The organism is Bradyrhizobium sp. 191 (genome assembly GCF_023100985.1).
Taxonomy (GTDB): Bacteria; Pseudomonadota; Alphaproteobacteria; order Rhizobiales; family Xanthobacteraceae; genus Bradyrhizobium; species Bradyrhizobium diversitatis.
On sequence record NZ_CP064692.1, the window covers coordinates 3,037,741 to 3,052,097 of the forward strand.

Here is a 14,357-nt window from a genome sequence, read left to right on the forward strand (position 1 = left end):
CATCGAATACGTGTTTGGGATTTTGATATCGGAGTGAACCAAATGAGCAAGGTGTTCAGAGGTGCAGCAAATGTTGCGCATTCACTCGTTAACGTTGCACAACGGTCTGGAAATATGGAGGCCGCGCGGCAAGCGCAGATCGTCGCCAGGATGGTCAAGGGCCTGGCGCGCCTCGAGAAGGGTTTTGAGATGGAGGGACAGCAGCTGACGGCTGCGCTTCTCAAGCTGCAGAAGGCGGTCAAGGGACAAACCAGGCCGCCGCCGCGGGGCGGCGGCGGTCACGGCGGCGACCAAGCCGGATATGGCGACCAAGCCGGATATTACGTCAAGATCACCGGTGGTGGCCGGGACCGGCCGCGCTCCGGCGGATTCCGCGCGGCGGACACCGGGCTGGTCGGACGTCGTGTCGGCCGCGGGCCGGTCCGGATGACCTCTGCGGATGGCCAATCGGCAAAGGCGGTCACCGCAGCGTTCGCGAAACTCTTGTCGGCGCAATCCCAGCTGCAAAAGCTACGGACCGAGTTAGAAGGTCTCAAGGCGAGGAGGTAGCGTGGCCATGACCAAGTCCCGACTATTCGGCTACGCCGTGGATGAAGACGAGGGGAAGTTGCTCATCACGATCGACGGCATCCTGGCGGAGAGCTGCATTCGGCAGATCCGTGAGAGCGCACAGCTCGGCAAGGGCGGACAAATGCTGGCCGAGCTGTTGCCGGCGAGCTCGCTTTACAAGTTCATGGCAGGCCCCGACAAACCCGAGGAAGAACCATTGAGCCTCGAGGAACTGCTTGGGCAAAACGTAGACCAGAGCTTTACATCGTTTGAACAGCAACTTGCCGAGCTCAGAGAGTCGATTACGGAGCTTAGCAAGCCGGCGAGCTCAGAATAGGCGCATGGCCACAATCAGGAGTGACGGTAATGCTCCGCCTCTCTCGCGAAGATTCGATCCTGTTCACCACGAGCAGAGCCTACCTTCAGCCGCAGGAAGAAGAACAGATTCGGCGCTGGTCAGCGCAGTCCGTCAACTGGGCCTATGTCACGTGGCGTGCCGAGAATAACCGCACCATCCCCCTGCTCGATTATCATCTTCGCCGGTTGGGGTTGCTGGATGCCTTGCCGACCGAGATAAGGCTATACCAGCAGCGCTGGACCACGCTTTCCCGGCTGCGTTCGGTTCTCGAGTTTCGAAATCTGACCGAGATCATGGATGCGCTGGATCGCGCCGGGATCGCCTGGTTTCTGGTCAAGGGCCCGGACATCGCGCTGCTATATTACCCCGACCCATTCCTGCGGCCGATGACCGACGTCGATATCATGATCAACCCGGCGGATGCGGCGCGGGCCCAGCAGGTCATGTTTGAGCTGGGCTATCGCCATGGCATCTTCGATCCGACCAATGGAAGCTGGACGGAAAAACAGGAGCGAATCAATCCGGATTTGTTTCGTGAGACATACGCGCTTCCGGTCTTCGTCCGCATTGAGTCTCTGCAATCACCATTTGCCTCCCACGAGGTGCCGCGCAAGCTGCGCAATCGGCATGTCAAGGTTCATATCGATCGCGCAAGGGTCATGCACATGCCGATCTTTATCGATTTGCATGTCAACCTGTCGGTTGGAATTGACGTCCAGGATATCTGGTCGGGCGTGACGCTGGCCAAAACTCTCGGCAGAATTGCCAGGGTGCAGTCAGTCACCGGAGCCGTCTGGTTCCTGTCGGCGCGGTTGTATCACGAGGCCTTCCTGTACAATTCCCTTCGGTTCCTGATGTTCGGCGATTTGCACGCGGTGCTGCATCGCGAGCTAGCCAGCGTTAACTGGGCTGAAGTGGCGGCGATCGCCTATAAATACGAGATGCGACCGGCCATTTACTACGTCCTAGCCCAGATGCGACGGCTCTGTCAGATCGACGTGCCCGAAGAGTTTTTGACGCTGGTGCGTCCGGAGCAGACCGAGATTCCGCTCCAGCACGACTGGGGCGATGTGCTGCCCAAATTGCTGTCGCTTCCGCATCTGGCAGATATCGCGCTCGCCGACATGGAACCAGCCCGATGATTGGATGTGGCTGTGGCTGCTCCGCCTCGGACAATTGAGGTGCGGGCCCCGCAATGCAACTGATCACCACGCAGGTTACCGCGCCGCTAGCTGCGTCTGTTGGCGAAATCCTCGGCGTCCCGCCTCCGATTGCCCTGAATACCGAGGTCTTCAGCAATGGACAATTGAAGGTTTGCGGTCCGCCGGACATCCTGTTTGAAAGCAAGGTAGCCTTATTCCAGTCGTTCCCGGACCGGGTCCATGATCGCCTGTTCGAACTCCTGCTGGCTCTGGACCTGTTGCGGGCGCGAGGCGCGCAACAGATCACCGCCGTGCTCCCCTACCTACCCTATTCGCGCTCGGATCGACCCGCTATGCAGGAGGGCCCGGTGCCGGTGCGCCTTGTCGCATCCCTGCTCGAGCAGGCTGGCCTTGCCCGGCTTGTCACCCTCGAACTTCATGCGCCGCAATTATGCGGGATATTTCGCGGACCCGTCACCAATATCGAATTCGCACCGGCACTGGCGCGATATTTGACTCCTCTCCCGGGTGACGTTGTCGTCGTCTCCCCCGATTTCGGCGGCGCCAAACGGGCGGAACAACTTGCCGCCACACTGAACTGCCCGGTCGGAATCATGCGAAAGCATCGCCATAACAAAACGACGCATAGTGAAGACGTGCTGGGCGACGTATCCGGGCGCGCCGTGATCCTGATCGACGACGAGATCAATAGTGGGCGAACTGTGTTTTCGGCGGCCGCCCGGCTTAAGGCGTGCGGGGCAACCGGCATTTGCTTGGCCGTTGCACATTCTCTTTTTACACCGGAGGCGGCGGCGACGTGGCAGAATTCGTCGATCGACAGGATCATCGTGGCAGATAGCATCGGCCGCCGCGAGTATCTTCCAGCCGGCGTTGAGACGGTCTCAATCAGCGAGGAGATCGCTTCGGTAATGCGTCTCGGCTAATTTGGGATTGAGGACCGCAGATCGATCAATACGCGGTTCACCCGTGGGTCAATCGCCCGCTCGAAGGCCTCGCGGGCGCGGGACGCCAAAATAATCTCGATGTTCAAGGCATCGAAGCGTCCGGCATTCCCGGTCAATAGCCGAACCGCCTCGGCAACATCCAGCTTGCTCTGCGCCACCGTCCCGATCAATTGAATTTCCCGGTAATGCAGCAGGTTGGGGTCCAGCGTTACAGTGTCCTCATTGGGATTGGACTGGTAAAGCAGGATCCTTGCCCCGCGAGCCGCAATTTCTAGCGCGGCGCGTATCGCGGCAGCTCCAAAGCGCGTACAGCAGATGATATCGAAGCCCCATCCGTCGGTCCAGGCCTTGCGCTGCTGCGGATCGGACAGCACAGCGAGCGGCCCGGCAAAGCAGGCGCCGGCCTGCCGCGCAGCATGATAAGTCGCCTCGTCGTCATCAAAAACGAAAACACGGCAACCCTTGAGCGACAGCAACAGCGCGTGGATCAAACCCATGGTGCCCCCGCCGATCACTGCCGCGAATTCCCCGCGCCGCGGCTGCGCCCGAGCCGCGCCCCGTGCCACACAGGCGGTCGGCTCGACCACTGCGGCCAGATGCTGAGGTAAATCGGGCGGCACAGCGAAAATCTTGTAGGCAGGTACCACAATTCGATCGGTCAGCCCGCCAGGACCAGTCGGCAGACCCGGGCGGGTTTCCGGTTGCAGGTACGCACAGTGATTGTCCAAGCCAGCCCGGCAGGCGTGGCAATGGCCACATCGCCGCATCAGCAGCACGGCAACCCGGTCACCAATCCGCGCGGCGACCTCTGGCTTTGACGGCAGAGAGTGAATCACTCCCGACAATTCGTGACCACCCCAATAGGGATACGTCGCTCGGGTGCCGCGATAGACGCGTTGCTCCGGCGTACATAAACCGCAGAACTCGACCTGCACTATGACGTCGGATTCACAGGGGTCGGGAACCGATAATCGCTGGCTTTCCACCATGCGCGGACCGGCAATGATTAGTCCCTGAACCTGCATAGCTGTCTCGATAAAGTCTTTTGGCTAATTGTCGATTTGAAGCATCTTCCGATCTTAACACCTGACGCTGCGAACGTATAGAGCGCGGAAACGTTCAGATTGGGATTGGGGTCGATGTCCGGTGTTGGCTCCGCAATGATGTAGCAAAAGCGGACATGGGGATGTCCCGATCGCTGTTGAACTAGCATTACAGTTGCCGTTTTGCTTTGAGGTGCGTACGCCGGGCGATCGCCTGGTGAGCTCTGCGCCAGAGTGACCATGCGATGACTTGGGCGGGTTGGATTCGTTTTCGAGCGAGTCTGATGGCGATGCGGCGGATTTCCTGAATTGACCAGCGGATCAATGACGTGGCGGCCGTGCTTTTGCCGTGGTTCGGCGCGGCGTTTTTTTGGGCGCCGGCGGATTGGCGCGATGGCGGATCACCGCCATCATGGCGAATGCGAGCATCACCATAGAGACGTGGCGATGCCAGCCATGCCAGGATCTGCTCTCGTTGTGATCAAGCCCGAACTCATTCTTGGCAGTCTCAAAACTGTCCTCGATCGCCCAGCGATGGCCTTCGACTGCGACCAGCGTTTCAATGGCCGTTCCTGCTGGGCACCAGGTGGTGAAGAAGGCGAGGTCATCATCGGCGATGCGACGACGGATCAGCAGACCGCGTGTCCACAAACCGTCATTTGCGCTGTTGAACTGCCCGGCATCGAGATCGGCCAGTTCGAGATAGCACCAATCATGCAGCCGCGGTCCTTTGGTTCCGTCCCCTGCCGACAGGCGTTTCCAGTCGGACGAACGCCGCGTCGAGGCGATGTCCGCGGCGGTGCCAGAGACTGATCGCCGCTTGCCCCAGGATCGAAACACATGAGCGCTGCTGACTCCGAGCACATAGCCTTTGCCTGCCTGGCGTAGTTGCTGTTCGATATCTCCGACACCGTAGACCGTATCGCCGGCCACCCACTTGAATGGCACAGCCGCGACTATCGCGCGTGCAATCATTGCAGTCGCAAGCTTCGGTTTGGTCGCAAAGCCCGTGTCGGCAGGCACGTATGTGGCTTCCAGACGATCTGGATCGTCGACCCATTCCTTCGGAAGATACAACGCACGATCGATGAACGCATGGCCATGACGCGAAACGTAGGTGGCGAAAACGCCGATCTGGCAGTTCGTAATCTTGCCTGCCGAACCGGTGTATTGCCGCGCCACGCCGCACGACGCCTCGCCCTGCTTGAGAAAGCCGGTCTCATCGATCACGAGAACCGCATCGTCATCTGCCAAATGCTCGATGACATAGTCGCGGACAATATCGCGCAAGGCATCGGCATCCCAATCCCTGCGACCCAGGATAGCCTGTTGCCGCCATGGACCAGGATCGCCAGCCGCCTCCGCGCGCATCCAGCCGGTCTTGCGTTGCTCATCGCCGAGCAGACCTTCAAGAAACAGCCCTGCGTTCCTCGCAACACGTTCTTGCCCGAACAACGGACGTATCCGCTTCTTAACCTCCCGAAGCGACGCAGCCCACAACGCAAGCGTCTCTTCAATCGACGCTGCCTGCGCCCACGATCTTCGAATCATGGTTGCCCATGGATTCAGAAATCTTCCGAAAGGGATCGCGGTAGGGACGCTCATTGCTGAGCGCCCCCCGCACAGATCCGGACGAGCCCAATTAAGGCATCCGGCTCCTACCTTGGGTGTGTGACGGCGAAGCGCTGTTGCGGCCAGGGATGGAGGATACGGGGTTGAGGAAGCCAGTCATCCGCCAACTTCGTCATACGATCCCAAGTGAAGCCGGCTCGTTGGCTGCGGCGCCGAAGCGTTCGCCGCCAGAGGTCGGTCACATAATAGCGGAACGCTGAGAGCGCCCGCCCGTTTGCAGGAACCGCATAGTAGGCGAAGTGGCCGGTGATGACCTGTCTCAGCCATTTACCCTGGACGGGGATCGGTTGGTGCATTCGACGCCGCAGCTCTGCCTTGATGTCCTGAAGCTTCGTCCGCAGACGGTCGCGACGGGTCTTCCTTTCGAGCAGGAAGTTCCCCCGGCGTGACTTACCGCAGATGTGGATGAAGCCCAGAAACATGAAGGTCTCCGGTTTGCCGAGCCCGCGTGTCTTGCGATTGGTCGCCGCATAGCGACCGAACTCAATCAGGCGGGTCTTGTCCGAATGGAGCGTCAACGCGAATGCCTCAATCCGTTCACGCATCGCATCAAGGAAGCGACGAGCGTCGTCCTCATGCTCGAAGCCGGCCACCAGATCATCCGCATAGCGCACGATAATCATATCGCCGTGGGCCTCCTGCCGTCGCCAGCGTTCGGCCCAAAGATCGAAACAGTAGTGCAGGTAAACGTTGGCGAGCAGCGGCGAAATCACCGATCCTTGCCCCGTGCCCCTGTCGTCCACGGTTACGACCCCGTCTTCGAGGATACCCGCCCTCAGCCATTTACGGATCAGGCGGATGATGCGCTTGTCACCGATGCGGTGCTCCAAAAACTGGACTAGTGGTTCATCACAGTGATTTTGACGTTTTGAGCCGAGCCATTCGAGGATCGGCAGGCTTTCGGGCGGCACGAGGATTTCGATGCTTCTGGGGACGCCGGGTTGACGTCGGATGAAGCCGTTTCGTTCGAGGGTGACAATCATCTGGTGGACCGAAGGCGGGCTGACGCGGAAGTGGCGCTGGATGTCGGCTTCGGCGGGTGGGCGTCCGAACATGTAGGCGTAGGTATGGATGAAGGCCAGGTAATGTCCCTGCTTTTCGGTGAAGTGCGCGCCTGATTTTTGACTCATCGCTGGATTCGTCCCGGCCTCCGACAAGGAGGCAAAGCATGAATGTACGTTATCGGGTCGAATTGAGCCAAGCCGAGCGCGATGAACTGACGGCGATGCTCGGTGGCGGCAAACACGCCGCCCGCAAGCTTAAGCGGGCGCAGATTTTGCTGGCGGCCGATAGGGGCGGCCGCGACGAGGAGATTGCCCGGACCGTGAGAGTCAGCCTCTCCACCGTCGGCCGGACCAAGCGCCGCTTCGTGGAAGGCAATCTGGAGCGGGCCTTGAGCGAGGAGCCGCGTCCGGGCGCAGAGCGCAAGCTGACCGGCAAGGAGGAGGCCCTGCTGGTGGCGACCGCATGCGCCAAGCCGCCCGCCGGCCACAAACGCTGGACGCTGACGCTTCTGGCCGACACGATGGTCAAGCTCACCGATCACGACAGCCTGTCGGGCGAGACCGTGCGCCGCCGGCTGGCCGAGAACGATTTCAAGCCATGGCGCAGGGACATGTGGTGCATTCCTCATGTCGATGGCGAATACGTCGCCCGCATGGAGGACGTGCTCGATCTCTACGCCGAGACGCCGGATCCCGCCCGGCCGCTGGTTTGCTTCGACGAGACCCCCGTCCAACTGATCGGCGAGGTGCGCCAGCCTGTCGCGGCCCAACCGGGACAGCGCGAGCGATACGATTACGAGTATCGTCGCAACGGCACCGTCAATCTCTTCGTCACCTTCGATCCGCATCGCGGCTGGCGCAACGTCAAGGTCACCGATCGCCGCGCCGCCGTGGATTACGCCCAATGCATGCGTGAGCTCGTCGACGTCCATTATCCCGACGCCGCCTGCATCCGTGTCGTGCAGGACAATCTGTCGATCCATAAACCTGGGGCGCTGTATGAGGCCTTCGCGCCCGCCGAGGCCCGACGCATCCTGCGCCGTCTCGAATTCCACTTCACTCCGAAACACGCCAGTTGGCTCAACATGGTCGAGTGCGAGATCAGCGTGCTGCAGCGCCAGTGTCTCGGCCGCCGCATCGACGACCCCAAAAGGCTCCGAAACGAGATCGCAGCATGGCAACGGCGGCGAAACAAAACCCGAGCCAGCATCAAATGGATGTTCACAACCGACAAAGCCCGCGCCAAACTCGGCCGCGCTTATCCAGCCACCGCTAAAGAGTCAAAATCACTGTGATGAACCACTAGCCAGTCCTGGCTCACACTTCCGAAGAAGTTTTGCACGTCGGCGTCAAGTATCCAGTTCACCTTCCGCGTGGTGATCGCTACCGCCAGGGCGTCCAACGCATCGTGTGGCCCCCGGCCGGGTCGAAACCCATAGGAGAAGCCGACGAAGTCGCCTTCGTAGATGGCGTTAAGCACCATGACGGTCGCGCCCTGGACGATTTTGTCTTCCAGAGCCGCGATCGCCAGCGGCCGCTGCTTCCCATCCGCCTTCGGTATGTACGTCCGGCGTGACGGTTGCGGCCGGTACGCTCCCCGGTGGACCCGTTCGTGCAGTTCCCTGAGCCGGGGCTCAAGGTCGGCCTCGTAGTCCTGCCACGTCATGCCATCCACGCCGGGGGCGGCTTTGCGCCGAAGCGCATAGAACGCCATCTGGAGTGTATCGACAGTGATATGGTGGAGAAGTGCGGTGAACCGTTCCTTCTTCTTCAGCCTTGCAGCTTTCCGTACGCGGTCCAGCGCTTGGGTCACGCGAGCCCGGTACTGTGCCCGGTGCGTGCTTTGCTGGCCCTCGTTCCCCTTGGTCCCCGGCCTTGGCTCCGCCGGCTCCGCCACCGGTCGCCCGGCTTTGTTCGCCGGCTTCGCTGCTACTATGCCGGAGTCAGACTTCTCTGGATCGTGCATCAGCGGCTACGGCTCCTCGCCTTCCCGCCGCGGACCAGGCTGCTCAGTGAGCATCTGGCCGACCGAGAGAGCTCCCGGTTCCCGTACAAGAAGCTTCTGCACATGCCAGGGTCTGCGACCACGCCGAAACGACTGGGCGCTCGCGATATCGCACCCCTTCGTGTTGCCTTCCGCTCAGTTGACAGCGTCGGCTCTCGGGAAAACATTCTTTCGCGGCTCAATGGCTGGCCTATGCACTCCCCTGCCGACGCTTCGCCGACACCCTCACGGATGCCTACGCACGGCTCGGGGCCGATGTGGATCGCTACTCCTTCATCGTAGTGGACTTCCACCACCTACTCCTTGCCGGTCTCCCGGCGCACCAACTGTAATGCTAAAGAGGTCGGCGTTGCCCACCTTGAGCCGGTAGGCTCGGGGTGCGGCGCGGCGGGCGCACGTTGGGGCCAACGCGGGGACGGATCGGCTTCCACGGCGGCAAGATCGAGGTCGAGCGCCCGCGGGTCCGGGGCGTGGACGGCCGCGAGGTCACGATCCCGAGCTGGGAAACGGCGGCGCAGGAGGACTGGCTCGGTTGCTGGGCGATGAACCTGATGCTGATCAATGTGTCGACGCGCCGGTTCGGCCGCGCTGTCCGGCTGCCCGAGGGTGACGTGCCGGCACCGCCCGGATCGGGGGTTTCGAAGTCGGCGGCCTCGCGGAGGTTCGTCGCGCTGTCGGCGGCGCGGCTGGCCGACTTCATGGCTGCCGATCTGTCCGCGCTCGACCTTCTGGTGGTCCAAATCGACGGGCTGCATCTCGGCGACGATCTCGTGCTGGTCGCCGCGATCGGGGTTGACGGCGAAGGCAACAAGCATCCGCTGGCGCTGGTGGAAGGGGCGACCGAGAATGCCGCAACGGTTCAGGCCCTGCTCGACAACCTGGTCTCGCGCGGGCTCGACCCGGGGGTGCCAAGACTGTTCATCGCCGACGGCGCGAAAGCATTGTCGAAGGCGATCCGCCGCACCTTCGGTTCGGCCGCTGCGATCCAGCGCTGCCAGATCCACAAGGCGCGCAACATCATGGAACGCCTGCCGAAAGAGCATCATGCGGCCACCCGTCGGGTGCTGCGCCACGCCTGCGAGCTCGATGACGCCGACAAGGCTGAAAAATTGATCCGCAATCTCGCGCGTCGACTCGACCAGCAATGGCCCGGCGTAACGACGAGCATCCTCGAAGGCCTCGACGAAATCCTGACCGTCGTCCGGTTGAAGCTGCCGAAGGAGCTTCGTCGATCGCTCGCCTGTACCAACATCGCCGAGAACATGATGGGCACCATTCGCCGCGTCACGCGCAACGTCAAACGCTGGCGGGATGCTGGTATGGCCTTGCGATGGGTCGCGGCCGGCATGATCGAGGCCAACAAGGGCTTCCGACGATTGAAGGCGCATAAGCAATTGTCGGTTCTGCGTGCGGCCCTTCAAGCTCACCACGATCGCATGACAATCAAGTCCGTTGCCCACGTCACGAGGGCCGCGTAACATTCATTCCGGCAACGTCGGCCCGACCTAGGGCCTGTTTGGATTCAGGATTCTCATTTGGGCTTGGCTGTGATTCAAGCTTGGGATGAACCGATTCGTTTTGACTGACGCCCAATGGGCGAAGATGGAACCACATTGTCTTGGCAAGCCGGCTGATCCCGGCCGGAGCGGCAAGAACAACCGGCTATTTGTCGAAGCAGTCTTGTGGATCGCCCGGACAGGCAGCCCATGGCGCGATCTGCCGCGCGCCTTCGGCAACTGGATAACCGTATACACGCGTTTCCGCGACTGGGCGAAGGCAGGTGTCTGGAAGCGTCTGTTCGATGCGGTCTCGGACGAGCCGGACATGGAATACGTCATGGTCGATGCCACCATCGTCAAAGTCCACCGCCACGGACAGGGCGCAAAAGGGGGACGCAAAACCAAGCCATCGGCCGCTCGAAAGGCGGTATGACCACCAAAATCCTGGCACTTACCGACGCGCTCGGTAATCTCGTGCGTTTCGTGCTGCTGCCCGGCCAGCGCTTCGACACGGTCGGCGTCTCGCCGCTTATCGAAGGGCTGGCCTTCGATGCGCTGATCGCAGACAAGGCGTTCGACAGCAATGCCATCATCGCCGACCTCGACAAGCGCGGCGCCAAGGTGGTCATTTCCCAGCACCCACGTCGCGCCAAGCCTCTCGCCATCGACAAGGAAATGTACAAATGGCGGCATCTGATCGAAAATTTCTTCTGCAAGCTCAAGGAATTCAAGCGGATCGCCATGCGCGCCGACAAAACCGATTTGAGCTTCGAAGCAATGATCAATCTGACCGCCGCCGTGACAAACTCAAGATGAATCCAAACAGACCCTAGTTCAACAGCGATCGGGACATCCCCATGTGACACGCCCGGGGCGCTGCGTAGTGGAACCACGTATGCGAGCTGCGGTGATCGCATTCGCGCACGGTCTTCGCCGCGAGGTTTGTGCAAATAGATCGACTAAGATCACAACGGTGCATGAGCAGCTCGTTATCTAGCATGCAGCAGAACGGGGCACGCTTGCAGCTCACTCCGGTCCCGCTCTCCGGGTCCATTTCAGTTCACCTTCGCTTGTCGCTCCCTCTCAACCAACGTCCGGTTGCCACCATAACGTTGGAAATCTCACACGATGGCCGACTTGATCGCCGTGACTCGCCAGATGTAGTTGCCAGAGTCATTTAGACAGCCTGCCTGCTCCTGGCACGCGCATTGCAGGTATTAGTTTGTTGCACGATCGCGGGCAGCGCCGTGCCACGGTAAGAAGTGAAGAGCGGTAGAGCATGGCAAAGACATCCTATATTGCGACAGAACCCCCGAAGCTCTATTGGAGAGCTGCACTGGCTCTGCTGGGGGCATCGCGTCGAGTTCGAATTTGTTCTGGCCGCCTATTGGTTGGTCAAAACGAGCGTTATCTTCAACATCCCACCCGAGAACGTCATGAACTTCGTGTCTCCTTCTGGAATCGGGCAGAGCCGACAGTTACTTGCAATAGGCATCTCGCCGATATCGCCAGCTTGATGGCGGCGATCACCATCATCCGCCAGGTCCGCGAATTTGCGCGTCGCGTTTCGCAGCTCTCCAAGGGCAGCCCGGCGCGCGGCACCGTCTGCAGTGGGAACTGATCGAAGCCCCGGGCGAGGACTGTGTCATGGGACGTGTAAACCAAAAAGTCGTTCTGGTGACTGGTGCGGCGCGCGGGATGGGAGCGGCCCATGCCCGTTTGCTCGTTTCGGAGGGCGCTCAAGTTGTAGTCACCGACATCCTTGATGAAGAGGGTGAGGCTCTCGCTTCCGAACTGGGCAATGCCGCCATCTACGTCCACCAGGATGTTAGCGAGCCGAAATCGTGGGCGACGGTGATCGCGGCAGCAGAGGCCACCTTCGGTAGCCTGCATGGGCTCGTCAACAATGCGGGTATCGCCAGCATGGCTCCGATCGAGCAGTTTCCACTCGACCAATGGAACAGGACCTTAGCAGTTAATTTAACTGGCGTATTCCTCGGCATTCAAGCCGCCCTGCCGGCGATCCGGCGCGCGGGGGGAGGTTCTATTGTCAATGTCTCATCGGTCGAGGGGCTGCTAGGCAGCCCGGGCTTTCATGCTTATGTCGCCTCCAAGTTCGGTGTGCGGGGAGTCACCAAATCTGCCGCGCTCGAGGGCGCCGCCTCCGGAGTCCGTGTCAATTCAGTTCATCCTGGTCTGGTCACCACGGACATGAGTGAGAACTTGGATCCCGCTCTCTTTCCAATTCCAATGGGACGGGCAGCCGATCCGCTGGAAGTGTCTCAGGCGATCGCATTCCTGCTTAGCGACGACTCCAGCTACATGACCGGTGCTGAGATAGTCCTCGATGGTGGCTTGACGATTGGTGTCCCGCATAAATGGGCTGCGCCGGAGGACCTGTTTTCATGACATCAATGCTGACTACGTTTAACAAAATAGGTCACACTTCAAGTTCAAAACGCAACCGGGCACTCTCTATGACCGCCACAGCGCGAGGTGGTTGCACTAGCGACAGGGGGAACACTTCCGATGACGCAGCATCCTTTTGAACTTATAGTTCCTGGTGAACTAGGTCGCCCTGTTAAGCCCAAAGTGGGCGGTGCGCCTGACAAGCTCATCCTCGGAGTACCCTATGTCGGACAAACGGCGCAATTGGTGCTGGGCTGCGTGCGCGACGATGCTCGCTCGGTTCACGCTAAAGGTCATTTGAAACTTTGTCAGGCGGCATCAGCGCTCATTCCCGATGGAAATTGCTGCACGGGAGCCCCACCAGAGGGACGCTTCAACGACGATTGGGATAATCCGACTTGTAATCGCACCTCCACGGCTTCCAAGGTGCAGCAGCTTCACGAAATGCTCGGGATGCAATCGACGGCATGCTGGAGACACGATAACTTTGATCAGCTTCATGATCAAATTGCGGGATCGGGACATCCTGTCGAGGTGGAGTTCAGATGATCGGTGGCGGTCGCCATCTTGTGGTAGCGCAAGGCGTCGATAAGCAGACACAGAGCGTAGACATCAATGATCCTTGGCCCGATATTGGACCAGTCGCGGTCCCTCTCGAAGCTCCTGTCAGGTTATGGACTTGGCTCTTGAGTCGACCCGTGGACTGATATCAAGACTGTGGGGAATTAGCACTTTGATAAAGCTGGATGACATCTCGGACGCCGCCCGCCAGCGAATTGCTAGCGAAGCGGCTCCGTTGCAACAAAAGCTCGATAGCGTCGGATTGGGTGCGCCGGCGCAGAAGTTGATCCTGGGATCTTCTCTTCGCGAGGAAATGCTAACGCTCGACGCGCTTCAATCCAGGGCAGCGGCAGCGGGCGCGTTAAACTCGACCGAGCTGAACCTAACGATAATTCAGGCCCCGAACGACCATCCTACACTGGGTGCCCGTCCCGGTAAGCCTCCGGTGGCGGTCGGGCGTGTGCGGTCGGAAGCGGCGGCCGGTCCAGTCGCCCCTATGGCGACCGCGGACGACAATCCAACCGTTACTTCGGTGTCGCCGTCGGATCTCTCGTTACGGTTCGAAGCTGCGTCGGATTCGATTAGCAAGAATGCGGAGGACGATCCTCTAGTGCGCGTACTGACGGTGCCAGCGTATCATGGCACGGCCCTTTCTCTTTATCATAACAATGCGCTTGTTGGTGTCGCCGTGGTTACTCGTCTTCAGAAGGAGCGCGTCTACGTTCCAAGCTGTAGCGAGTCCAGCGGAACAACATAGTGGCGATTGTTAGTTTGGCGTGAATGAATGAGGTTCGACGTGATGCGCTTTCCAAAGGGAGATCGATAGGCGATTCAAAAGGAGAACGACAGAATGAGTGATTTTCGTGTCGCATACTCGAAATTGATCCGGGCCGTGTGGGCAGATCCCGGGCTGCAGGCGCAGATCCAAAGCAATCCAGCATTGCTGAAGTCCTACGGATTTTCAGACGTGCCGAGCTGGGTCAGCTTCAAGGACGCGAGTGGCAAGCCAAGCATCGCTGGATACGACCAGCAGATGGACGATGCCACCCACAAGAGCGTAACATTCTACATCCCTCCGAAGCCAGGTCTCGGTGTTGCGCCGGGCTCGTCTGATGACCCCGAGCAGGGTAGCCGCCCCGCCTGCTGCTGCTGCTGCCCCCCTTGCTGCTCCTGCTGTGGTTAACCAACGG

At 60.2% G+C, this 14,357-nt stretch carries 14 protein-coding genes and 2 pseudogenes; 12 read left to right on the forward strand and 4 right to left on the reverse strand.

Annotated features, from left to right (window positions below):
* Positions 1–114 precede the first annotated feature (114 nt).
* From IVB23_RS13945 to prs, 4 genes are read left to right on the forward strand one after another with little or no spacing between them, the layout of a single operon-like run.
* Complete coding sequence (locus IVB23_RS13945; RefSeq protein WP_247803915.1) at positions 115–549, forward strand: hypothetical protein; 435 nt, start codon at positions 115–117, stop codon at positions 547–549.
* Positions 550–556: 7 nt separating this feature from the next.
* Complete coding sequence (locus tag IVB23_RS13950; protein WP_247804860.1) at positions 557–886, forward strand: hypothetical protein; 330 nt, start codon at positions 557–559, stop codon at positions 884–886.
* A 29-nt stretch (positions 887–915) separates the two neighbouring features.
* The gene (locus tag IVB23_RS13955) at positions 916–2,049 is read left to right on the forward strand and encodes a nucleotidyltransferase family protein (protein WP_247803916.1); all 1,134 of its coding nucleotides are present in this window, start codon (positions 916–918) and stop codon (positions 2,047–2,049) included.
* Positions 2,050–2,102: 53 nt separating this feature from the next.
* The gene (prs, locus tag IVB23_RS13960) at positions 2,103–2,993 is read left to right on the forward strand and encodes a ribose-phosphate diphosphokinase (protein WP_247803917.1); all 891 of its coding nucleotides are present in this window, start codon (positions 2,103–2,105) and stop codon (positions 2,991–2,993) included.
* Here prs and IVB23_RS13965 read toward each other — a convergent pair.
* The 3 genes from IVB23_RS13965 to IVB23_RS13975 form a co-directional block, all read right to left on the reverse strand.
* Entirely contained in the window at positions 2,990–4,039 is a 1,050-nt protein-coding gene (locus IVB23_RS13965) for an alcohol dehydrogenase catalytic domain-containing protein (RefSeq protein ID WP_247803918.1), read from the reverse strand. The genes prs and IVB23_RS13965 overlap by 4 nt on opposite strands.
* Before the next feature lie 339 nt (positions 4,040–4,378).
* Entirely contained in the window at positions 4,379–5,608 is a 1,230-nt protein-coding gene (locus IVB23_RS13970) for an IS701 family transposase (protein ID WP_247804858.1), read from the reverse strand.
* Between the two features lie 107 nt (positions 5,609–5,715).
* Positions 5,716–6,819 (reverse strand): reverse transcriptase domain-containing protein, encoded by a 1,104-nt coding sequence (locus tag IVB23_RS13975; RefSeq protein ID WP_247803919.1) that lies wholly within the window; start codon positions 6,817–6,819, stop codon positions 5,716–5,718.
* Positions 6,820–6,857: 38 nt separating this feature from the next.
* Between IVB23_RS13975 and IVB23_RS13980 the strand changes: the two genes are divergently transcribed.
* Positions 6,858–7,988: an IS630 family transposase gene (locus tag IVB23_RS13980; protein ID WP_247803920.1), complete on the forward strand. Its 1,131-nt coding sequence runs from the start codon at positions 6,858–6,860 to the stop codon at positions 7,986–7,988.
* Here IVB23_RS13980 and IVB23_RS13985 read toward each other — a convergent pair.
* Positions 7,952–8,659, reverse strand: a complete 708-nt coding sequence (locus IVB23_RS13985) for a reverse transcriptase domain-containing protein (protein ID WP_247803921.1) — start codon at positions 8,657–8,659, stop codon at positions 7,952–7,954. The two genes, IVB23_RS13980 and IVB23_RS13985, sit on opposite strands and share 37 nt — an antisense overlap.
* A gap of 446 nt (positions 8,660–9,105) precedes the next feature.
* Here IVB23_RS13985 and IVB23_RS13990 point away from each other — a divergent pair.
* The 7 genes and pseudogenes from IVB23_RS13990 to IVB23_RS14020 form a co-directional block, all read left to right on the forward strand.
* Positions 9,106–10,176 (forward strand): annotated as a pseudogene (locus tag IVB23_RS13990) (IS256 family transposase); the annotation flags it as partial.
* A 124-nt stretch (positions 10,177–10,300) separates the two neighbouring features.
* Positions 10,301–11,013, forward strand: a pseudogene (locus IVB23_RS13995) (IS5 family transposase).
* 463 nt (positions 11,014–11,476) lie between these two features.
* Positions 11,477–11,818, forward strand: coding sequence for a hypothetical protein (locus IVB23_RS14000; protein ID WP_247803922.1), 342 nt, complete (start codon positions 11,477–11,479; stop codon positions 11,816–11,818).
* A gap of 26 nt (positions 11,819–11,844) precedes the next feature.
* Positions 11,845–12,606 carry a glucose 1-dehydrogenase gene (locus IVB23_RS14005; protein WP_247803923.1) on the forward strand — a complete coding sequence of 254 codons (762 nt, stop codon included), beginning with the start codon at positions 11,845–11,847 and terminating at the stop codon, positions 12,604–12,606.
* A gap of 120 nt (positions 12,607–12,726) precedes the next feature.
* Complete coding sequence (locus IVB23_RS14010; protein WP_247803924.1) at positions 12,727–13,155, forward strand: hypothetical protein; 429 nt, start codon at positions 12,727–12,729, stop codon at positions 13,153–13,155.
* A gap of 184 nt (positions 13,156–13,339) precedes the next feature.
* On the forward strand, positions 13,340–13,924 hold the full coding sequence (locus IVB23_RS14015; RefSeq protein ID WP_247803925.1) for a hypothetical protein: 585 nt from the start codon (positions 13,340–13,342) through the stop codon (positions 13,922–13,924).
* A gap of 93 nt (positions 13,925–14,017) precedes the next feature.
* Positions 14,018–14,350, forward strand: coding sequence for a hypothetical protein (locus IVB23_RS14020; protein WP_247803926.1), 333 nt, complete (start codon positions 14,018–14,020; stop codon positions 14,348–14,350).
* Positions 14,351–14,357 lie beyond the last annotated feature (7 nt).